A 21385-nucleotide genomic window follows, 5' to 3' on the forward strand; every position below is an offset into this window, starting at 1 on the left:
ACCGCCTCCCCGAGAGGAGGCGGCTTCCGGCTCAGTTCACGCGACGACGACGGTGCAGCAGGCTGAGCAGCGCCAGGGCGAGCATGCCCGCCGGAGCACCCGCGCCCGTGGACGAGCAACCACCCCCATCATCCGGGGTGGCCGTGGCCGCCACCGTGACGCTGTGGGTGGCGTTGTGGCTGTCCTTCACCGTCAGCTTGAACGTGAACGTGGCGCTGTCGTCATCCAGCTCCGGAACGTCCACGTTGAGCACCGCCTTGGTCGACTCGTTGAGCGTCACGCCCGGGCCGCCCGTCTGCTCCCACTTGTAGGTCAGGGCATCGCCATTCGCGTCGGAGGAAGCCGAGCCGTCGAGGGTCATCGACGTCTGGCTGCCATTGAGGATGATGCGGGCCTTGGCCACCGGAGCGACATTCTCCACCGGCGCCGCGGTGATGGTGATGACGACGAGGGAGGCCGAGCTGTTGGCCGCCCCGTCGTTCACCACCAGGCTGAACACCAGGTCGCGCTCGGCCGTCACCGTCGGAGCGGTGAAGGTCGGCTGAGCCGCCGTGGCCTCGGACAGCGTCACGGCCGGACCGCTGATCTGCGTCCACAGGTACGTCACCGTGGTGCTATCGGGGTCGCTGCTCGCGCTGCCGTCCAACGTCACGGTGGCACCGGACACGGCGGAAGCCGCCGCACCCGCGTTCGCCGTGGGAGCACGGTTCACGTTGCGCACCGTCACCGTCACCGTCGCGTTCACGTTGGCGTCACCGTCGGACACCGTCACGCGGAACGAGAGCGCCGCGTCGTCATCCACTTCGCCCGCGCTGAACGACGCGGTCGCCGTGTTGGCGTTCTGCAGCGTCACGGTGGTGCCCGTCAGCTGGGTCCACGCGTAGGTCAGCGTGTCGCCGTCCGCATCCGTGGCATGGGCCACGAGGGAGACAGTGCTCCGCTCATCGGCCGTCACCGCGGACGCCGTCACCACGGGCGCACGGTTCGGAACCGGCGGCGCGGTGATGGTGATGACGACCAGGGAGGCCGTGCTGCTGGCCGCACCGTCGCTCACCACCAGGGCGAAGACCAGGTCGCGCTCGGCCGTCACCGTCGGAGCGGTGAACGTCGGCTGGGCGGCCGTGGCGTTGGACAGCGTCACCGCCGGCCCGCTGACCTGCGTCCACTGGTACGTCAGCGTGGCGCCGTCGGGGTCGCTGCTCGCGCCGCCGTTCAGCGACACGGTGGCACCGGACACGGCGGAGGCCGCCGTACCCGCGTTCGCCGTGGGAGCACGGTTCACGTTGCGCACCGTCACCGTCACGTCCTGGGTCGCATCGAAGGTGCCGTCGGACACCGTCACACGGAACGTGAGCACCGCGTCGTCGTCCACGTTACCCGCATCGAACGTCGCGGTCGCCGCGTCGGCGTTCTGCAGCTCCACGGTAGCGCCCGTCAGCTGGGTCCACGCGTAGGTCAGCGTGTCGCCATCCGGATCGGAGGCCTGCGACACGAGGGAGACGGTGCTCCGCTCGTCGGCAGTCACCGCGGACGCCGTCACCACCGGAGACCGGTTGGGGATGGCCGCCGGGTTGATGGTGATGACCACCAGGGAGGCCGCGCTGCTGGCCGCACCGTCGTTCACCACCAGGCTGAACACCAGGTCGCGCTGCGCCTCCACCGACGGAGCGGTGAAGGACGGCTGGGCGGAGACCGCGTTGGACAGCACCACGGACGGGCCGCTGATCTGCGTCCACGTGTAGGACAGCGAGGTGCCATCCGGGTCGCTGCTCGCGCTGCCATCCAGCGTCACGGTGGTACCGGACACGGCGGAAGCCGCCGCACCCGCGTTCGCCGTGGGAGCACGGTTCACGTTGCGCAGCGTCACCGTCACCGTCTGGTTCGCGGTGGCGCCACCATCCGACACCGTCACGCGGAACGTGAGCTCCGCGTCGTCGTCCACGTCACCCGCGTCGAACGTCGCGGTCGCCGTGTTGGCGTTCTCCAACGTCACCGTCGGAGTGCCGGACAGCTGCGCCCACGCGTAGGTCAGCGCGTCGCCATCCGGGTCGACGCCCTGGGCCACGAGGGAGACAGTGCTCCGCTCGTCGGCCGTCACCGCGGACGCCGTCACCGACGGAGCCCGGTTGACCCTCGTGACAGCCACGTTCACCGAGTCGCTCGCGACGGACGTCCCGTCGCTCACGGTCAGGCGGAACGTCAGCGTCTCCACACTGTCGGGAGCGGTGAAGCGGGCGGTAGAGGTGGTGGCGTGGGTGATGCCCACGGGCGTACCAGCCGTCTGCACCCAGGTGTACGTCAGGACGTCGCCGTCGGCGTCACCGCCAACGCCGCTCAGCGTGTACTCGGAGCGAGCACCCACGGTGCCGTCGGCACCCGCGTTCGCCGTCGGCGCGCGGTTGGCGTTGAGCACCGTCACCGTCACGTCGTGGCTGGCGGTCGCCGTGCCATCCGACACCGTCACCCGGAACGTCAGGGTGGCGGTGGTGATGACCTCGGCGGCCGTGAACGTGGCCGTCGCGGTGTTCGCACCGGACAGCGTCACCGCGGCGCCGGACAGCTGCGTCCAGGCGTACGTCAGCGTGTCACCGTCCGGGTCCGTCCCGGTGGCGATGAGGGTCGCGGTGGTGCGCTCGTTGACCGTGACGGGCGAGGCCGTCACCGCCGGCGTGCGGTTCACCGGATTGACCTGCACGTTCACCGTGTCGCTCGCGGTGGAGCTGCCGTCGCTCACCATCAGGCGGAACGTCAGCGTCTCACCGGTCGCCGTCTCCGGCGCGGTGAAGGTGGCGATGGCCGAGGTGGCGTTGGTGATGCCCACCGGAGTACCGGCCGTCTGCACCCAGGTGTACGTCAGGGCGTCGCCATCCACGTCGCTCGCCGAGCCGCTCAGCGTGGCCACGGCGCGCTCGTTCACGGAGCCATCCAGGCCCGCGTTCACCGTCGGCGCGCGGTTGATGTGAAGCACGTTCACCGTCACGTCCTGCGTGGCGGTCGCCGTACCGTCAGACACCGTCACCCGGAAGGTGAGGACGGCGTTGGCGGCCACTTCGCCCGTCGCGAAGGAGGCCGTCGCTGTGTCCGCGCCGGACAGCGTCACCGGGGCACCGGACAGCTGCGTCCAGGCGTACGTCAGCGTGTCACCGTCCGCATCAGAGGCCGTGGCCGTGAGGTTGGCGGTGCTGCGCTCATCGACCGTCACCGACGAAGCGGTGACCACCGGGGCGCGGTTCACGTCGTGGATGACCACGTCCACGGTGTCGTTCACGCTGACCTTGCCGTCGGAGACGGTGAGGCGGAACGTGAGCGTCGTGTCGAAGTCCACCTCGGGGGTCGCGAACGTGGCGGAGGCGGCCGTGTAGCCCGTCAGCGCCACCGGAGTGCCGGACACCTGCGTCCAGAGGTAGGTGACGCTGTCGCCATCCGCGTCGCTCGCGGAGCCGGACAGGGTGAAGCTGCCACGCTCATTCGCCGAGCCATCCAGACCCGCGTTCACGGTGGGAGCGCGGTTGACGTTGAGCACGCGCACCGTCACGAAGTCCGTGGACGTCAGGCTGCCGTCGCTGACGTTCAGCCGCAGCACGATGTCGCGGTCCGACGCCACTTCAGGGGACGTGAAGGTCACGGTGGCCGTGTCGGCGCCGGACAGCGTCACCGCCGTGCCGGAGAACTGCGTCCAGGTGTACGTGAGCGGATTGCCGTCTGCGTCCGTCGCGCTGCCCGCCACCGTCACCGCGGTGCGCTCGGGCACCGTCTGGTCCGGACCGGCGTTGGCGACCGGAGGACGATTCAGACACACGTTGTTGTCCGCCGCCAGGGAGGTGAACGGCGTGTTGTCGATGCCGCTGAAGGACAGGTTGTCCAGCGCCCAGCCCGTCGCGCCGACGAAGTTGTCGGTGCCGATGCGGAAGCGGATCTGGACCGTCTTGCCAGCGTACGTGGTGCCCAGGTCCAGCGTCGCGGGATCGAGCGTGGGGAAGTTCGCGCTCGTGCCGACGATGGCCTGACGGCCCTGCAGGGGGTTCAGCACGCCCGGGGCCGTATCCAGCACGCCACCGTACAGGGGGACGCCGATGTCGATCCACGTCTGACCATTGTCCTCGGTGAGCTCGATGACGGCGCCGTCGTAGTTGGCGTTCGCGTCGGCCTCGAAGTCGTGGGTGTGGTCGAAGCTGACGATGAACGGCGCGGTGGCGCTCACGTTGAGCGGCGGGGTCTTCAGCCAGAAGTCCGTGGGGAACTCCCGGTTCTCGCCGAAGAACGCGCGGTCGATGAACGCGTCATCGACGTAGACGAGCCCGAAGAAGTACTCGTTGATTTCAGGCGCTTCGCTGGACTCGAGCTCCCAGGGGAGCGTCGCGGGGTTGGACTGGACGTTCTCCGTCCGGCTGGTCTCCGGAGCCTCGTCGTAGTTCGTCACCGCGTTCAGCGCGGCGATGACGTCTCCCGGAACCGCCTGGTTCTCATCGCGGAAGGCGATGATGAACTCCGCGACGGAGGCCGTCGCGGCGCCCGTCAGGGTCACCGGCAGCGCCACCGTCACCTGGCCGAACACGGGAATCTCAGGCAGGCGGACCACGCCCGCATTGCCGATGACGACACCGCGGGACGGCGAGAACACCGTCACCGAGGCGTTGCGCGCGGGGTGCGAGCCGGTGTTCGCGATGGTGACGACGATGCGACCCGTCTCACCGTTGTCGAGCACACCGTCGCGATCACACGAACCGGTGGGCAGGTCGTCGGAGAGCGTCGCGCTCACGAGCCCCAGCGCGGGGCCGGTGCGGAAGCTTTCGACCAGACCCTCGTGGGTGGTGGAGACATAGGACGGGGCCACGGCGCCGACACCGGCGCCACGCTTGGCGAAGGCCGTCCACATCCGCTCAGCATCCGCGGGGTCGATGGCATAGGCACCCGCGAGGATGGCGTCACGCGCCTCCAGGAAGGTGGGCGCGTAGGGCGTCTGCATGTACCCCAGGACGATGTACTGCTTCATCCGGTCCTGAGCCACCTGGAACGGGTGGACGCGCAGCAGCGACGTATAGGCCTCCCAGAGCATGGTGGCCCACACCTCACCCGAGTTGTGGAACTGCGAGTTCGGGAGGGTGTTCGTAATGATGGGCGCGGTGGTGGGCAGGGCGGACGAGTTCGCGATGTGGCGGAACGTCAGCGCGTTCTTCGCCATGTCGGACGAGTACGTCACGCGGCGGATGCCGAAGAAGGCGCTGTCGGGAGAGCCGTAGCGGGGGGCGAACTCCGCCGCGCCGTATGCACCCGTCCAGTCAGGGTTGGAGGGGACGTTGATGTCCTCCGCCCGGGTCACCATGAGCAGCGCGTGGAAGTCAGCCCATCCCTCACCCATGGAACGGCCCTGTTGGTTGACGAGGCCGCCCGCGTCGAGGATGAGGCGGTTGCTGATGTAGTGCCCCCACTCGTGCGCGACGATGATGTTGTCGACGGTGCCGTCCGGGCCGATGCTCGGCGCACGGAACATGCGCACGTTGAGGCCCGGCTCGTTGCGGATCAGGTTGCCATCCGCCAGGGTGATGCGCAGCGCGGGGATGGTGATGGTTGTCGAAGCACCACCGATATCCGCGACAGGGCCAGCGACATCGTCTGCGATGATGACACCGATAGCCCCTGCGGCCTGAGCGTTGGTGAGCTTCACAGTGAAGGCGCAGACACCGCGATTGATGATGGCGATGTTCCCAGCCACCTCCGGCGCATTGGTCAGCGGGGTGCAGCCGTCCATCGTCGTCGGACCGGTCGAATTCGCCTCATCCAGCGCGACGACAGCGTTGCCGACGACGTCGAACGCCTGGGCACCCATGCCGGATGCGATTCCGACGGCATAGTTACCCGCGACATGGGCCGGAGCATTCACCGTCAGGCGCGCATCGCGCGGGCCGGAGAAGCGGTACATCTGCATGCGCGGTGAGGCACCATCCGCCGGCGTCAGCATGTTGGCGTTGTCGGTGCCGCTGTAGTCCTGCGCCTGCGCCTGGATGGGGTCGCCGTCCTCGCCACCGCGCTCGAAGTTGTCGAGCTGCGCGTTGCCCGAGAGCTCGTCGAACCCGGAGTCGTAGTACCAGTCGTGCAGCCAGTTGTTCAGGTAGAACAAGCTGGTCGTCGCCGCGGCGATCTGCTCCGCATTGGCGTTCGGCTGGATGTCGAACAGCATCGTCCGGTCGAACACGCCGGGAGCCGTGACGGTGGGGCGAAGGTCGCCCGCGCTGAAGAAGTCCGGCGCAAAGAGGTCCGCGTACGCGTCCACGTTGTTGCCGGCGGTCACCGTCGCACCCGCCGCGAGCCACGGGTCATTCTGGCTGTAGGGCGCGTTCTGCAGGGTGACGAGCGAGGGAGGAACGAACGCGGGCCGGAAGCCCGTCGGCGCACCGTCCGGGTGCGGCGTGGCGTTCGTGCCAGCGGGACCGTCGTGAGGCGTATACGGGGGTGTGGTGTCCGCGAAGACGCGGTAGCTGAAGGCGGCCTGCTCGCGCATGTCCTTGCGAGACAGCACGCGACCATCCAACGCGGAGATGACGTACGCGTAGGCGTCCGAATCGACGCTGTTCTCGCGGCCGGTGATGACCTCCACGTAGTACGCGGGCACCAGCGCGTTCGGAAGCGCGTAGTAGACCTGCTTGGCGCGGGCGGGCTCGCGAAGACTCTCTTCCTGCGGTCGCGCGTACGAGGCCAGGGCGTAGCGCGTATAGCGGCCCGTGGGCTTCGCGCTCTTCACCTGGTTCAGCAGGCTGCCGTCGAGCGCGGAGCCCGTGACGTCCTGGAAGGCGGCGGCGATGGCGGACTTCGCCGACAGCTTGAAACGCATCCGCTCCGGCGCGGCCCGCGCCGTCACGTGCTCGGAGATGGTGCCGGAGACCGACACCAGCTCGTTGTTCTTGTTCAACAGCAGCCGGAGGCTCTGGCGGAACACCTCGACGCCGGAAACCTCCTGCGCCACGGTGACGACCTTGACACCCTGGGGCAGCTGCTTGACGGCGGAGACGCGGGCACCGGCCACCTCGAACGACTTCACGCCGTACATCGCCGCGTAGTCGTTGAGCTGGGTGAGGGCCGCCTGCGCCGGCGCCATGCTGGCGTACTGCGCCTTCAGCTTGTTCTGTGCACCACCAGTGGCCCACAGGAAGCGAGGGGCGCCGGTGTGCTCATCCCGGTGGGTGACACGGACATCCGTGTCGGCGTCCACCGGCTTGAAGCTCGCGGCGGTGCGGCCCGCGGGCTTGGCTTCCAGGAATGCGTCGTAGTTCGGCAGCGTCCGGGCGAAGGAGCCAGTACCTGAAAGTACCAGCGCCAGGCCGGACAGCTTGGCAACCAACCTTCTCACGTGGGGGTGCTCCCATGGGATTGCGCGGGGTGGGAGCCGCCCGGGAGACCCGATACGTCGCGTTCCGACAGCCTTGCCGGAAGCTCAGGTCTGTTCTGATTGGCTCCCAGGTGACAAATTGTCACCTGTTGGAGAGATTAGTGCCTTTACTGGTGTAGGTTGAAAGGCGACATTGCGGTTTTTTCTATGATGGCGGGAGATTTCCGTATCCACGAGAGACCTCGTCTGAAAAATCCCCAGTCATCTCAAGGGGCTGCAATGTCCAGGGCCAACATTCCAGTGCTGGCGGACCTACCCAGTTTCTCCCGTGTCAAGCCAGACGCGACGGGGAGTCCCGGCGGTCGTCAGGGCACGGACACTCCCCTGCCCCCGGGTTGATCTGCCATTGGGCTGTGGGGCGGGACGGCGCGCTGACGCGAAGGCATCCAAGCGCACCAAAGAGAAAACCCCGGCCACCATCTCTGGCGACCGGGGTCTTCAACCTTGCGGTTTCTTCCGAATCCAGACAGGCCCTCGAAAGACACCAAGTTGCGGGGGCAGGATTTGAACCTGCGACCTTCGGGTTATGAGCCCGACGAGCTACCAGGCTGCTCCACCCCGCGACATGTTGTGTTTGCCTATAAACACCAGAGGCCCGGCTTTCTATTCTCCGGGCCTCTGGCATTCCTAATTGCGGGGGCAGGATTTGAACCTGCGACCTTCGGGTTATGAGCCCGACGAGCTACCAGGCTGCTCCACCCCGCGTCAGCGGCGAGGGAGGTAGTACCGCCCCTCGCCGTGGACTGCAACATCTATTTCCCGCGAACTCGAACACGCGTCACACGTGCTCGAGTCCGGTGAATCACTTGCCGAACTTGCTGAAGAGATCGGCGAGCGTGCCGAAGCCCTTCTTGCCAGCGGCGGCGCCCTGCGGCTGCTGCGTCTTCTGCCACTCCTCCACCTCGGCACGCTCCTCGGCGCGCACCGCGGCGGTGACGGACAGACGAATCTTGCCGGAGGCGTCGATGTCGAGAATCGCCACCTTCACCTCCTGGCCGAGCGCGTAGTGCTTGCGCAGATCCGTGCCGCGCTCGGTGCCCGTCTCGCTGGCCGGGAGCAGACCCTTGCCACCCGGGAACTGGAGGAACACGCCGTAGGGCTCGATGCGGTCCACCTTGCCCACCACCACCTGCCCCGCCTTGGGACGCGGCGTGGCCGGAGCCGAAGGCGCGGTCTTCTCCGCGGCCACCGGAGCCGTGCGCTCCTCGGGAGGACGCTGCGCCTCGTCCTCGGTGATGCGGCGCAGGCCGATGCGCTTTTCGTTCGCGTCGATCTTCTCGACGGCGACCCAGATGGTCTCGCCTTCCTTCACGACGTCGCGCGGGTGCGCGATGCGGCGATCACTCAGCGCGGAGATGTGCACCAGGCCATCCACGCCCGGACGCAGCTCCACGAACGCGCCGAACTGCTGGAGGCGGACGACCTTGCCCTGCAGGCGGTCGCCCTCCTTGATCTCGGAGATCGCCTTCTTGAAGGGATCTTCCTGCCGCGAGCGCATGGACAGCGTGATGCGCTCCTTCTGCTTGGTCTTGTCGGGCGAGTTGGGCTGCGCGGGCTCCATGCGCAGGATCTCCACCTCCACCTCGTCGCCGGACTTCACCACGTCGCTGGGGTGACCCACGCGCGTGTACGAGAGCTCGGAGACGGGGATCATCCCCTCCACGCCGCCCAGGTCCACGAACACGCCGAAGTCGCGCACGCCAGAGACCTTGCCCTTGACGATGCTGCCCTCGGACAGGGTCTTGCGCGTCTCCGCGGCGAGCGTGCGCTGCTCGTCCTCGAGCAGCGAGCGGCGCGACAGCACCACGTTGCGGTCACGAACCTCCGTGACGCGGAACTTGAGCTTCTCGCCGATGAACTGATCCGGCTTCTCCACGTACCGCAGGTCCAGCTGGCTGATGGGGCAGAAGGCGCGCTGGTCACCGATGGCGACCTCGACACCGCCCTTGTTCACGCTCAGCACCATGCCCTCGACGGGCATGCCGGAAGCGCGGGCCTCGGCCAGCATCGCCATGGACGCGCTGCCCTTGGCCAGCGCGCGGCTCAGCACGATGCCCTTGGCGCCCACCTCGATGACGTGCGCCTCCAGGCTGTCGCCAACGCCGAAGCGCAGGATGCCCTCGTCGTCCTTGAGCTCGCGAAGCTCGATCATCGCCTCGCTCTTGGACGAGCCCTCCAGCGACACGAACGCGGTGTCCGCGCCGAGCTGGAAGATGGTGCCCTTGACCTTCTCGCCCAGGCGGACGCCCCGACGACCCGGAGCGCCCCCCTCCTTCACCTGCACCTCGAACATCTCGGCGAAGGACTCGGACTCGGGGACCTCCTCGTACAGCGCCGTGGAAGGCGCCGGCGTCGGCGCGACAGGGCGCGGCGTGGGAGTCGGAGTGGCGCCGGAGGCCTCGGCGGCGGCCGTGGTGGCCTCCGCCGTCGCGGTCGCCTCGGCGGGCTGCTCACTCACCGGACCCCGCGTTTCGATGGCACCCGACGCACGCTTCACGACGACCATGGGGCCGGACGGACGGCGCTCGCCGCCACCACCGCGGCGCTCACCCCCTGGGCTGCCACCGCCCCGCGGGCGGCGCTCCTCGCGAGGAGCTCCTCCTTCGGGACGCGGCTGCGCATCGCGGCCCTGACCGGGACCGCCGCGCTCGCCTCCGCGACCGCCGCCGCCGCCACGACCTCCCTCGCCACGGCTTGCGCCGCCCGAAGGAATGCCGAGCATCACGTCGCCGAAGGTCGCCTTCGGCTTCTTGGGGCCCATTCCGCCAGGACCGCCCGCATTGGAACCGTTCTTCTCGTCGCTCACTGCCGAGACCTTCCTGAGACGAAGTCAGCCCAGACTTCCCGTGAAGCCGGAGCCCATGAAAAAGGCGGCGCACTCTACACGCGCGCCCTGTCGGGAGGAAGCCCCGATGACGCGCACGTGGTCCACACCACCGCCAGGACCCTAACGACGAGAGCCCTTTACGCCATCCCTTCCGACACCTGGTTGCACCCCCAATCAAAGCCTGCCTGCTCCGTCAGGAGCCGAGCCATGGCGCGCACTTAGCGCTTGCGACGCAGGCGGCCAGAAACCTTGCGGAACACCGCGCTGGCCTCCGGCACGCCGAGCGCCGCGGCCACCGCGAAATAGATTACTCCCATTGGGAGGGCGACGGCGATGAATCCCAGGATGGGATGCATCGCGGGGGGGGCGAGGAAGGCCCCGCCCCACTCCGCTTGCACTCCGGGCATGGGACCCAGCACCGAGGCGAGCCCCAGCTTCACCCCCAGGGCCACCGTTCCGGCGATCACCGCCGCGCCCCACAGCCGGGGCAGCAACCCCGAAGGCACGCCCACGCGGCCCAGCTGCCTGGAGAGCTTGCGGCGCAGAAGGGTCGACTCCAGCCAGGCCACCATGCCGCTGGAGAGCGTGAGGCCGAGCGCGCCCAGTTCAGGGGGGAGCCCCAGCCACTCGGGCCCGTGAAGGCCCAGGACCCAGGCCCCCAGCGAGCCCAGCGCCACGCGGACGATGGCGAAGCGCAGCGGCGTCTTCGGATCCTTCAGCGCGTAGAACGCGGAGGCATAAAGCCGGCCCACGGTGGCGGCCACCAGCCCCACGGACGCGCCGATGAGCAGGTACCAGAGGTAGCGCGAGTCCGCCGCGCCGAAGCGGCCCGTCTGCAGCAGCGCCGCGGCGACCATGTCTCCCAGGAAGAAGAAGGCCGCGGCCGAGGGCACCACCCAGAAGGCGATGCGCCGCGCGCCCGCGTCGATACGCGTCCGCAGCTTCGCGACGACCTCCTCCCGCTCGCCATCCGCCGCGCGCGCCATCTCCGGCAGCTCCGCCGCGGACACCGCCATGCCGAAGAGGCTCACCGGGATGAGGTAGATGGTCTGCGCATAGACGAGCGAGGACATGGCCCGCTCGGAGATGAGCGTGGCGAAGGCGGTGTCCACCCACGCGCTGAACTGCACCACGCCGCGCCCCAGGACGACGGGCCCGAAGCTCTTGAGCACCTGGCGCACCGGCGCCGCCGCGGTGGAGAGCGAGGGCCTGAAGCGCCCCAGCAACTTGAGGACACTTGGTACCTGCACCGCGAACTGGAGGAAGCTGCCCGCCACGACGCCGTAGGCGAGCAGCTCCACCAGGCGCTCCTCGCCATAGCGGCCGCCCAGCACCAGCAGCGTGAGGATGATGGCGCCGTTCCACACCACCGGCGCCAGGTACGACAGCAGGAAGCGGCGGTGGCTGTTGAGGATGCCCAGACACCAGGCGCTCAGCACCAGGAAGCCGGTGCCCGGGAAGAGGACGCGCACCACGCGGATGGCCAGCTCGCGCGCGTGGCCCTCGAAGCCCGGGGCGATGAGGTCCACGAAGAGCGGCGTGAAGAGCATGCCCGCGCCCACGAGCAGCGCGGTGGCCAGCGACAGCAGGCCGAACACCGCGCCCGCCACCCGGTCCGCCTCCTCTGTGTCCTTGCGGCCGAGCAGCTGGGCGTACACCGGAATGAACGAGCCGGAGAGCACGCCCTCGCCAAACAGGTTCTGCAGGAAGTTGGGGATGCGCAGCGCCGCCTTGAAGATGGCCGCCGCCGCCTCGTTGCCCAGGTAGTGCGCGAAGACGCGCTCGCGCACGAGCCCCACGAGCTTCGAGGCGAGGATGCCCGTGGCCACGAGCAGCGCGCCTCGGCCGCTGGAGCGCTCGGACCGAGGAGACGGGGCGGTGGGAGGCGGCGGAGAAGGCTCGGGCACGGAGGCGGTCACGAGCGCCGGACTCTATGCGTGACGTCAAGTGGCATGAAGCAGGAAACCCACCGGGCCCTGTTTCTCTTGACGGTGCCCCCGGCGGATTGCAAGGGTCCATTCCCAATGGCCGAAACCCCGGACAGCGACCTGGACGACGTGGCGCGCATTCGCCGCGTGCTGGCGCGCGAGCTGGAGACCATCAACGAATACGAGTCCTTCGCCCGGGCCGCTTCCCACCCGGAAGTGAAGGCGTTCTTCCTCCACCTGGCGACAGAGGAGAAGGAACACGTGTCCGAGGCGGTTCACATGCTGCGCATGCTCGACGCCAACCAGGACGCCCGCTTCACCAGTCCCATCGCGGCCGGGCACTTCCAGCAGGCCGTCGCCGATGCGGGCACACCCGTCGCGGCCCATTCGCCCTCCCCCACCCCACCGGCGCCGAACGTCATCAACGGCCGGTCCCCGGTGGAGCCGCTCACCGCCCTTCCCCCGCAGCGCCTGATGTACGGCCTGCCCGCTCCGCCGCCCGCCGTGGAGTCCCATCCCCTCACGGTGGGCTCGCTCCGCCGGAGTGGTGGCGGTGGTGGCGGCAATCGCTGAAGACGTTCCTTTTCTTTTCTCCTTGTTGAGTATCTGGAGACTGTTCGATGCCTGACTTCCTTGGACATGCCGAGAACCCGCTCCGTGAAGAGGAGTGGGCGCGCCTGAATGAAACCGTCATCCAGGTCGCGCGGCGCTCGCTCGTGGGCCGCCGCATCCTCGACATCTACGGTCCGCTGGGCGCGGGCGTGCAGACGGTGCCCTACGACGAGTTCCAGGGCGTGTCCCCGGGCGCGGTGGACATCGTCGGCGAGCAGGAGACCGCGATGGTTTTCACCGACGCGCGCAAGTTCAAGACCATCCCCATCATCTACAAGGACTTCCTGCTGCACTGGCGCGACATCGAGGCGGCCCGGACGCACAACATGCCGCTGGACGTGTCCGCCGCCGCGGGCGCCGCGGCGCTGTGCGCTCAGCAGGAAGACGAGCTCATCTTCTACGGCGACGCGAAGCTGGGCTACGAGGGCCTGATGACGGCCAACGGCCGGCTCACCGTGCCGCTGGGTGACTGGACGGTGGCGGGCGGCGGCTTCCAGGCCGTCGTCGAGGCCACGCGCACGCTCAACGAGCACGGCCACTTCGGCCCCTATGCCGTCGTGCTGTCGCCCCGGCTGTACTCGGCGCTGCACCGCATCTACGAGAAGACGGGCGTGCTGGAGATCGAGACCCTCAAGCAGCTGGCCTCGGATGGCGTCTACCAGTCCAACCGCCTGCGCGGTGACTCGGGCGTGGTGGTGTCCACCGGCCGGGAGAACATGGACCTGGCGGTGGCCATGGACATGGTGGCGGCCTACCTGGGTGCCTCGAGGATGAACCATCCGTTCCGCGTGCTGGAGGCGCTCCTCTTGCGCATCAAGCACCCGGACGCCATCTGCACCCTTGAGGGCCCGACCGCGGCGTCGGCCCGTCGTTAGTCCGGCCCCTCCGCGCCCTGCTCCCATGGCAAAAGTCCTGGTGATCGACGACGAGGCGAATCTCCGCAAGGTGCTCGCCGCGATGCTGCGCCGGGATGGCTTCGACGTCACCGTCGCGGAGAACGGTGAGCAGGGGCTGGCGGAGTTCCACAAGAACGGCGCAGACATCGTCGTGACGGACCTGGTGATGCCCAAGGTGGGCGGCATGGAGGTGCTGAGCACCATCCGCTCCGCCAACCCCGACGTGCCGGTCATCATCATCACCGCGCACGGCACCGTGGACTCGGCCGTGGACGCCATCAAGGCGGGCGCGTTCGACTACATCACCAAGCCCTTCGACCAGACGGAGCTGTCCGCCGTGGTCGCCAAGGCCGCCAAGACGAACGAGAGCGCCCGTCGCTCCGTCCGTCCGGACCTCAAGGCGCGCGCCGCCATCATCGGCGAGTCGCCCCAGATGCAGGACGTCTACAAGGTCATCGACAAGGTGGCGGACACGCCCTCCACGGTGCTCATCACCGGCGAGAGCGGCACCGGCAAGGAGCTCATCGCCACCGCGCTGCACGGCGCCTCCAGCCGTCGCGACAAGCCGTTCATCAAGATCAACTGCGCGGCCATCCCCGCCACGCTGCTGGAGAGCGAGCTGTTCGGCTACGAGCGCGGAGCCTTCACCGGCGCCGTCACCTCCAAGCCCGGCCGGTTCGAACTGGCCGATGGCGGCACCCTCTTCCTGGACGAAATCGGGGAGATTCCCGTCGAGATGCAGGTGAAGCTGCTGCGCGCGCTCCAGGAAGGCGAGTTCGAGCGCGTGGGTGGCATCAAGACGACGCGCGTGGATGTGCGCCTCGTGGCCGCCACCAACCGCGACCTCCAGGCGGAGATCGAAGCCGGCCGCTTCCGCAAGGACCTGTACTACCGGCTGGCGGTGGTGCCACTCACCCTGCCCCCCCTGCGAGAGCGCCGCAGCGACATCCTGATGCTCGCGCGGCACTTCGTGGACAAGTACAACCGCCGCCTCAACAAGAAGATTGAAGGCATCACCGACGACGCGCTGGCGCTGCTGCAGGGCTATGCGTGGCCGGGCAACATCCGCGAGCTGGAGAACCTCATCGAGCGCGCGCTGCTGTTCGCGGACGGACCGCTCATCACCGCCAAGGACCTGCCAGAGCCCGTTCGGCAGGGAGCGGGCGTCCAGGCAAGCCCCGCGCCGCCCCCCAGCGCACCGACCCTGGAAGTTCCCACGGGTGAGGTGGGCCTGAAGGACATCGTCCGGATGAAGGCGGCGGAGCTGGAGCGCGACCTCATCGTCAAGAAGCTCGATGAGACGGGTGGCAACGTCACCCGGGCCGCGCGGCTCTTGCAGATCAGCCGCAAGTCCCTGCAAACGAAGATGAAGGAATTCGGTCTGCGCGACACCACGCCAGACGAGCAAGAGGACGGCCCCGAGGATTGACCCTCGGCTGGCGGAATTCCTCGTCGCGGGCGCTGGTTTTCGCGCCCGCCCACTCTTTCCAAACCAGGGAGCCTGTATGCGGCCGAACCTTCCCACCCTCGGTGCACCTCCAAAGCGCAGCCCCATCGGGCCCGTGGTCGCCGTGTCACTCATCCTTGGCGGAGCCGCCGGGGGCGTGTGGTGGTGGAAGCAACGGATGGCGAACGCCACGGGCGAGGCCGCCATCCACCAGCCTGTCGCCGAGGCCACCGGCCCCACGGATGCGGGCGCCCTCGCTGCGGCCCCTCTCGCCGCGCCTGTCCCCGTGGATCCGGTGAAGGCCGCGGGCCTGGAGCGCGCGTCGATGCGCATCGAGGGCCCGCTGGAGACGGCCCTCAACAACTCCGCTGGCGCGGACGTGGGCCCGGCCCTGGCGCAGGTGGTGACGCGCACGCTGGTGTGGTGGGTGGAGGTTCCGGGTGAAATCCTGCGCGGCGACACCCTTGACGTGCTCTTCCAGCGCCGCCCCAACGAGGAGCCCCTGGTCCACGCGGTGCGTTTCACCAGCGCCAAGCTGGGCAAGACGCTGAGTGCGTACCGATACCAGGCCGGAACCGAGGGCGCCGCGCGCTACTACCTGTCCACGGGCGAGGAGCTGGAGCTGCGCCTGGAGAAGTCGCCGCTGGACGACTACGAGCAGGTGACGTCCCTGCTGCGCGACGGTCGCCGCCACAAGGGCGTGGACTTCCGCACCCCGGTGGGCACGCCCGTCAAGGCGCCCTTCGCCGGCGTGGTGAAGCGCAAGAACTGGAACTGGGGCAGCAACGGCAACTGCCTGGAGCTGGTGGAGACGGGCGGCCGTGGCCGCCGCGCCCTCTTCCTGCATCTGGACGAGGTGTCCAAGGACATCCACCCGGGCTCGCGCTTCAACGTGGGCCAGGTCATCGCACGGAGCGGCAACACGGGTCGCTCCTTCGCGCCCCACCTCCACTACCAGCTGATGACCCAGGACGACCGGGTGCTGGACCCCTTCGACCAGCACAAGACCTACCGCCGCACCATGGCGGCCGGCCACAAGACGGGCTTCGATGACGAGGTCCGGCGCCTGGAAGGGCTGCTCGGAACCTCCGTCGCGGGGAAGTAAAAGCAACCCGATTCTTGACACTCCTTCGACGGCGCGGCTAGCTGGAAGCCCCCGGGCTTGCCGGAAGGCCCGCTCGTTTCGCCGTCGGAGGTCGGATGCACAGGCTTCGCGTCGTACTCGCCGCGCTGACGCTGGGCGCGCCGTTCGCCGCCAGCGCGGCAGATATCACCCGGATCGCTTCCTCCTTCGAGGATGACGATCCGTTCGACCTGTTCATCGACGTCGGGTTCGAACGTACGCAGACTCGCGCGAAGATTGTCCGCGAGCAGCTCGCGCCCGCGGGCACGCCGCCCAACGAGGATGGCTCACCAGCCACGCGCGGTGACGCCGCGGAGCTCTGGTACAAGGGCGTCGATGCCCGCCTCAACCTGAGGCTGGCGGTGGGTCTCTACAGGGACTTGGAGCTGTCCTTCACGCTCCCGCTGGTGTTCCAGCAGAACGAGCGGTGGGACTTCACCTCCCAGTCGTCCCAGGAGTCTTCCACCATCACCAACAACTGCATCAACGCGGATGGCTCGACCATCGCGGGATGCCTCTCGGACCCGCAGACCAACGGAGTGCCGCTCTTCGGCGTGCCGCAGGAGAGCTTCCGGGGCGGACTGGGCAACCTCCACTTCGGCCTGGCCTACGCCTTCTTCAACCAGGCGAAGGACGAGACCAAGCCCACCTGGATTGTCGGCATCGACTACGAGGCCCCCACCGCGAAGGTGAGGGACCCGAGCGTGGACACCACGAACTCGGACGAGCGCGGCAACATTGGCGACCGGGTCCACAAGTACCAGCTCTACACGGCGTTCTCGCGCCGCATGGGCGTGGCCGAGCCGTACTTCAAGGCCAGCTACACCATCCCCGTCCGAGGTCCCCTCTTCTATTCGAACTGCGACCAGCGCACGTCGAACCCCACGAACCTGGGTGCTCCCGGCAACTGCGGCGAAGGTCCGTGGAACCGCAAGGAGACGGGCATCAAGTCGCCGGAGATGCTGGGGATGGTCGCCGGTGTGGAGCTGGTGCCGTTCGACAGGCCTCAGAAGCACCAGAAGTTCACCCTGGACCTGCGGGCCATCGGCAACTACGTGGGCGCGGGCCGGTACAACAACGAGCTGAGCGCGGCGCTTCGCAAGCTGCTCACCTCCGAGGAGTACTTCCAGGTCGGCGGCATGCTCGGCGCCACCGCGAGCGCGTCGGACACCTTCAAGATTCGCGCGTCGGGCACGTTCCTCTACAACACGGACCACACGCTGACGAACGAGGAGATGGGCCAGGACCTCAACGGTGATGGTCAGGTCGACACGGCGGTGGGCTCGCCCGAGCTCAACCCGACGTTCGACTGGCGCTACGACCTTGTCTCCCGCCGGTTCCGCGCCATCGGCAGCACGACGTTCCGCTTCGACCTGAGCGCTTCGTTCAACTTCTAGCGGCAGATGACACCCGGGAGGCGCGGCATCCACCGCCTGCCTCCCGGTGTCGCGGGCAGCAGCAACGCGGACGCCAGGAGGGAGAACGCGCCTCCTGGGTCCCGCTTCGACTCACCGCTTCAGCGACAGCCCGAGTCGGTAGACGTCCTGTCCCGACCAGCCCGCACGACGCGCCAGCTCGGTGCTCAGGGGCTTGAGCTTCTCGCCGCGAGCAAGCCCCTCTTCGAGCCCGCGCCGCAGCTCTTCCTCGGACCAGCGGCGCTCTCCGGTACGGCCTTCCACGAGCACCACGACCTCACCCCGGGCCTCTTCCGTCGCGTAGCGCGCGGACAGCTCTGACAGCGGCCCTCGCACGAACTCCTCGTGCAGCTTGGTGAGCTCGCGGGCGACACACGCACGGCGGTCCCCCCAGACCTCCTGCAGGTCCGGGAGCGTTTCTCCCAGACGGCGCGGAGACTCGTAGAGCACCAGCGTCGCGGACAGCGCGGCCACCTCCTCCAGCATGGCGCGCCGCTCGGCGCCCTTGCGGGGCAGGAACCCCAGGAAGTGGAAGCGCCCCGTGGGCAGCCCGGACGCGCTCAGGGCCGCGACGAGGGCCGTGGCGCCCGGGATTGGAACCACCGTCAGCCCTCGTTCCAGCGCCTCCGCCACCAGTCGCTCTCCGGGGTCGCTGATGGCCGGACTGCCCGCGTCCGTGACGAGCGCGCAGTCATCCCCTTCTGCGATTCGATCGAGGATTCGCCCGGCCCGCTGCCCCTCCGCGAAGGCGGGCAGGCTGACCAGGTCCTTGCCGCCAATGCCGAAGTGGTCGAGCAGCACACGGGAGTGCCGCGTGTCCTCGCAGGCGATGAAGCGCACCGCGCGGAGGGTCTCCAGCGCGCGCGCAGAGATGTCACCCAGGTTCCCGATGGGCGTGGCCACCAGGTACAGCGTTCCAGCCATGCCTTCCCCTTACATGCCCGCATCGAAGGCGCCGGGAATGTGCTCCACGGTGGCGCGCGCTCCACGCCCCACCACGGAAATCACGTCGAAGCGCATCATCCGCTCACGCAGGTCATGAGCGAAGAGATAGTGCAGCGCCGCCTTCACCACCCGACGCTGCTTGGCGAACGAGACGGTGTGCGCCGGGTCTCCCCATACGGCCGAGGAGCGCATCCGCACCTCGACGAAGCACACGGTGTCCTCTCGCTCGGCCACCACATCCAATTCGCCGTAACGACACGGCCAGTTCCGCGCCCTCACCCGCCAGCCCCGCTCCTCCAGGTACCGCACCGCCACCGATTCCGCCTCATCCCCGAACTCCCGCCGCACCCCACGCCCCATCCCCATACCCCCACCGTCCTCCCCGACGGAGGACACCTTCCACATCGGACTACACGTTAACCGTGCCGTCCGACATCTGGGCGAAGCCAGGGTGCGGGGTGACATGCAGCACCTGCGTCAGCGTGCCCAGGTGCTTCAGCATGCGGGCGATGAGCGGCAGCTTCACTTCCTCGACGCCCGCGAAGACATCCTCGAGGACGAAGGGCCGCTTCACGCGCGCACTCCCCTTCTCCACGACCGTCAGCCGCAGCGCCAGGTAATACAGGTCCAGGTCCTTCGGCGGAATCTCGCCCACCGGCACCCGTCGCCCGCCCGCGAGCGCGAAGGCCCGCCCCTCCTTGTCCCACTCGACACCCTGGTAGCGGCGGTCCGTGAGCGCGGTGAGGTACTGGACGCAGCGATCCTTGAGCATGGCCTGCACGCTCAGCACGTCCGTGGTGAAGATGTCCGCAGCCTGTGCCAGCAGCGCGGGGGAAGGATCTTCCAGCGGCTCCGCGGGCGCGGGAGCACCATCCGGCCCGGCGGCGGCCGGAGGAGGTGGCGCCTTCGCCAGCGCGATGGACTCCTTCACTCGACCGAGCTCCCGCTCCACCTCGCGAATGTCGCGCACGTAGGAGCCCTTCTGGATGAGCTCCGCGTTGAGTGCCTCGAGCTGGTCCTTCAGCGCCTGGCGCTGCGTGGACGCGGCCACGAACTCGGGGTCCGCCTCCACTGCCGCGAGCTGATCCTTCAGCTCCACCACGCGAGCGGCCAGCAGCTCCTTGCGCTCAAGCGCGGCGGGAATCTCGTCCAGGCTCTCCACGCCGAGTGCCTTCTGCGCCATGCGCACCGGCGCGGCCTCGGCCTCGAACTCCTCGTGGATCTTCTTCTCGCGCGCGTCGAAGCGACCTTCCTTGCTGCCTCGCTGCGAGGACTTCTGGAGCTCATCCACGTAGCGCAGCGCGACGAACGCGGAGAAGCCGAAGGCGGGGATGTCCAGCAGCGCCAGGTAGCGGAACGTGCTGTCGATGCCAAGCCCCAGACCCAACCCCAGCCCGAGAAACAGCACGCCCACGGCGATGCCGACCCAGAAGCCACGGTCCTCCGTCAGCGGCTCCACCGAGTCCGGCACGTCCGCCGCGTCCGCATCCCGGTCCGCGCCGAGCCGGACCAGCGCATCGTCCCGCTTCGCCACCACCTTGGAATAGCGCTGCACCCGGTTGAGGATGTCCTGGGGAAGCCCCAGCGTCTGCGGCGTCGGCGCGGCCCGCCACGCATTCTCCGCATCGTGGATGGCCACCTTCAGCCCCTCGGTGCCCTTCAGGCGCTGATCCGCGTCGAAGATCTGCGAGGACAGCCCGTCCACCTTGAACTGGAGCCCATCCACCTCGCGCGCGGAGATGAGCTCCGCCTCCAACGCGCGCGCCTTCGCCTCGGATGCGGCGATGTCGTCGGAGGGCGCCACGGTGGAGGCGGACGCCAGCGAGGGGAACTTGCCGGACGCCTTGGGATCCACGGCCTTGGCCGCGGCCTTGCGCGGACGCCGGGATGGAAGCTGCCCCACCTGGAGGCAGTAGAGCTGCTCGAAGGTCGTCCGCGGAGGCAGCCCCACCTGCCCGCGCATGAACTGGTTCATCTCCGAGGCATCCGACGACACCAGCTCCGGCTGCTGCGTCGCCTTGTTCAAGCGATGCAGCGTCCCCGAGCCGCCCAGCTCCCGCAGGACCCGGTACGTCGCACCATCCACGCCCTGGAAGGTCAGCGCGGCCTTGCCGGACTTCGCACCGGGCGCGATGAAGGAGGCGTCTCCGCCCCGACCGTCCGCGAAGAGCAGCGCGAGCAGGACTCCCGCGAACGGGCTCGCCTCGGCCGAGGGCGGCTTGAGGACAAGGTACCCGGACTTCAGCGAGAAGCGGCCCGCGGGAGTAAAGCCCCGGACATTCTGGACGGCGACCTCGACGAATTGCATGGCCGGCGCATGTTACCGCGAATGAAAAAAGGAGCGCCCGGGATCGGACGCTCCTTCTCACGACGGCCCGTGGGCCGACGAGAACTCAGGCGCTCAGGAGGCCTTGGCGGCCTTGGGGGCCCTGTCGGGATCTTCCTGCACGTCCACGCGGGCCGCCTTGCCCTTGAGGTCGCGGAGGTAGAACAGGCGGCTGCGGTTCACGCGGCCACGCGAGAGGACCTCGATCTTCTCGTAGCGGGGGCTGTGCAGCGGGAAGATGCGCTCCACGCCGACGCCGAAGGACACCTTGCGGACCGTGAAGGTGGCCCTGTGGCTGCCCGAGGTCTTCCGGATGACGGTGCCCTCGAACGCCTGGACGCGCTCCTTCTCGCCCTCCTTCACCTTCCAGAAGACGCGCACGGAGTCACCAGAACGGAACGAGGTGACGTCCTGGCGCAGGTACTTGGCCTCGACGTGCTGAATGGCGCTGTTACGCATGACAGACTCCAGTAAAGCGGAAG

Annotated in this window: 12 protein-coding genes and 2 tRNA genes; 5 read left to right on the forward strand and 9 right to left on the reverse strand. The window is 68.6% G+C overall.

Annotated elements, in window-relative coordinates:
• Window positions 1–31: 31 nt before the first annotated feature.
• From HUA78_RS46730 to murJ, 5 genes are all read right to left on the reverse strand, one after another.
• Window positions 32–7345: a myxosortase-dependent M36 family metallopeptidase gene (locus HUA78_RS46730; RefSeq protein WP_174477656.1), complete on the reverse strand. Its 7314-nt coding sequence runs from the start codon at window positions 7343–7345 to the stop codon at window positions 32–34.
• Between the two features lie 528 nt (window positions 7346–7873).
• Window positions 7874–7947: transfer RNA gene (locus HUA78_RS29380), tRNA-Met, on the reverse strand.
• 68 nt (window positions 7948–8015) lie between these two features.
• Window positions 8016–8089 (reverse strand) — tRNA-Met (locus tag HUA78_RS29385).
• 97 nt (window positions 8090–8186) lie between these two features.
• Window positions 8187–10145, reverse strand: a complete 1959-nt coding sequence (locus HUA78_RS29390; RefSeq protein WP_174477683.1) for a S1 RNA-binding domain-containing protein — start codon at window positions 10143–10145, stop codon at window positions 8187–8189.
• Between the two features lie 284 nt (window positions 10146–10429).
• Window positions 10430–12130, reverse strand: a complete 1701-nt coding sequence (murJ, locus tag HUA78_RS29395) for a murein biosynthesis integral membrane protein MurJ (RefSeq protein WP_174462112.1) — start codon at window positions 12128–12130, stop codon at window positions 10430–10432.
• A 105-nt stretch (window positions 12131–12235) separates the two neighbouring features.
• Here murJ and HUA78_RS29400 point away from each other — a divergent pair, with 105 nt between their 5' ends.
• The 5 genes from HUA78_RS29400 (at window position 12236) to HUA78_RS29420 (ending at window position 17614) form a co-directional block, all read left to right on the forward strand.
• Window positions 12236–12712, forward strand: coding sequence for a ferritin (locus HUA78_RS29400; RefSeq protein WP_174455352.1), 477 nt, complete (start codon window positions 12236–12238; stop codon window positions 12710–12712).
• Between the two features lie 47 nt (window positions 12713–12759).
• Window positions 12760–13626 carry an encapsulin nanocompartment shell protein EncA gene (encA, locus tag HUA78_RS29405; protein ID WP_141646339.1) on the forward strand — a complete coding sequence of 289 codons (867 nt, stop codon included), beginning with the start codon at window positions 12760–12762 and terminating at the stop codon, window positions 13624–13626.
• 25 nt (window positions 13627–13651) lie between these two features.
• The gene (locus tag HUA78_RS29410) at window positions 13652–15076 is read left to right on the forward strand and encodes a sigma-54 dependent transcriptional regulator (protein WP_174462110.1); all 1425 of its coding nucleotides are present in this window, start codon (window positions 13652–13654) and stop codon (window positions 15074–15076) included.
• A gap of 76 nt (window positions 15077–15152) precedes the next feature.
• Window positions 15153–16199, forward strand: a complete 1047-nt coding sequence (locus HUA78_RS29415; protein WP_141646341.1) for a peptidoglycan DD-metalloendopeptidase family protein — start codon at window positions 15153–15155, stop codon at window positions 16197–16199.
• A 95-nt stretch (window positions 16200–16294) separates the two neighbouring features.
• Window positions 16295–17614 (forward strand): hypothetical protein, encoded by a 1320-nt coding sequence (locus tag HUA78_RS29420; protein WP_174455350.1) that lies wholly within the window; start codon window positions 16295–16297, stop codon window positions 17612–17614.
• A gap of 111 nt (window positions 17615–17725) precedes the next feature.
• Here the strand turns inward: HUA78_RS29420 and rsmI are convergent, their stop codons facing one another.
• The 4 genes from rsmI to rplS form a co-directional block, all read right to left on the reverse strand.
• A complete protein-coding gene (gene rsmI, locus HUA78_RS29425; protein WP_174477657.1) occupies window positions 17726–18556 on the reverse strand; it encodes a 16S rRNA (cytidine(1402)-2'-O)-methyltransferase in 831 nt (276 codons plus the stop codon).
• 9 nt (window positions 18557–18565) lie between these two features.
• Window positions 18566–18943, reverse strand: a complete 378-nt coding sequence (locus HUA78_RS29430; protein WP_174455348.1) for a YraN family protein — start codon at window positions 18941–18943, stop codon at window positions 18566–18568.
• Window positions 18944–18986: 43 nt separating this feature from the next.
• Window positions 18987–20885: a chromosome segregation protein SMC gene (locus HUA78_RS29435; RefSeq protein WP_174477658.1), complete on the reverse strand. Its 1899-nt coding sequence runs from the start codon at window positions 20883–20885 to the stop codon at window positions 18987–18989.
• 93 nt (window positions 20886–20978) lie between these two features.
• Window positions 20979–21362, reverse strand: coding sequence for a 50S ribosomal protein L19 (gene rplS / locus HUA78_RS29440; protein ID WP_141645907.1), 384 nt, complete (start codon window positions 21360–21362; stop codon window positions 20979–20981).
• Window positions 21363–21385: the final 23 nt, after the last annotated feature.

This window comes from Myxococcus sp. CA033, from assembly GCF_013336625.1.
GTDB lineage: Bacteria > Myxococcota > Myxococcia > Myxococcales > Myxococcaceae > Myxococcus > Myxococcus llanfairpwllgwyngyllgogerychwyrndrobwllllantysiliogogogochensis.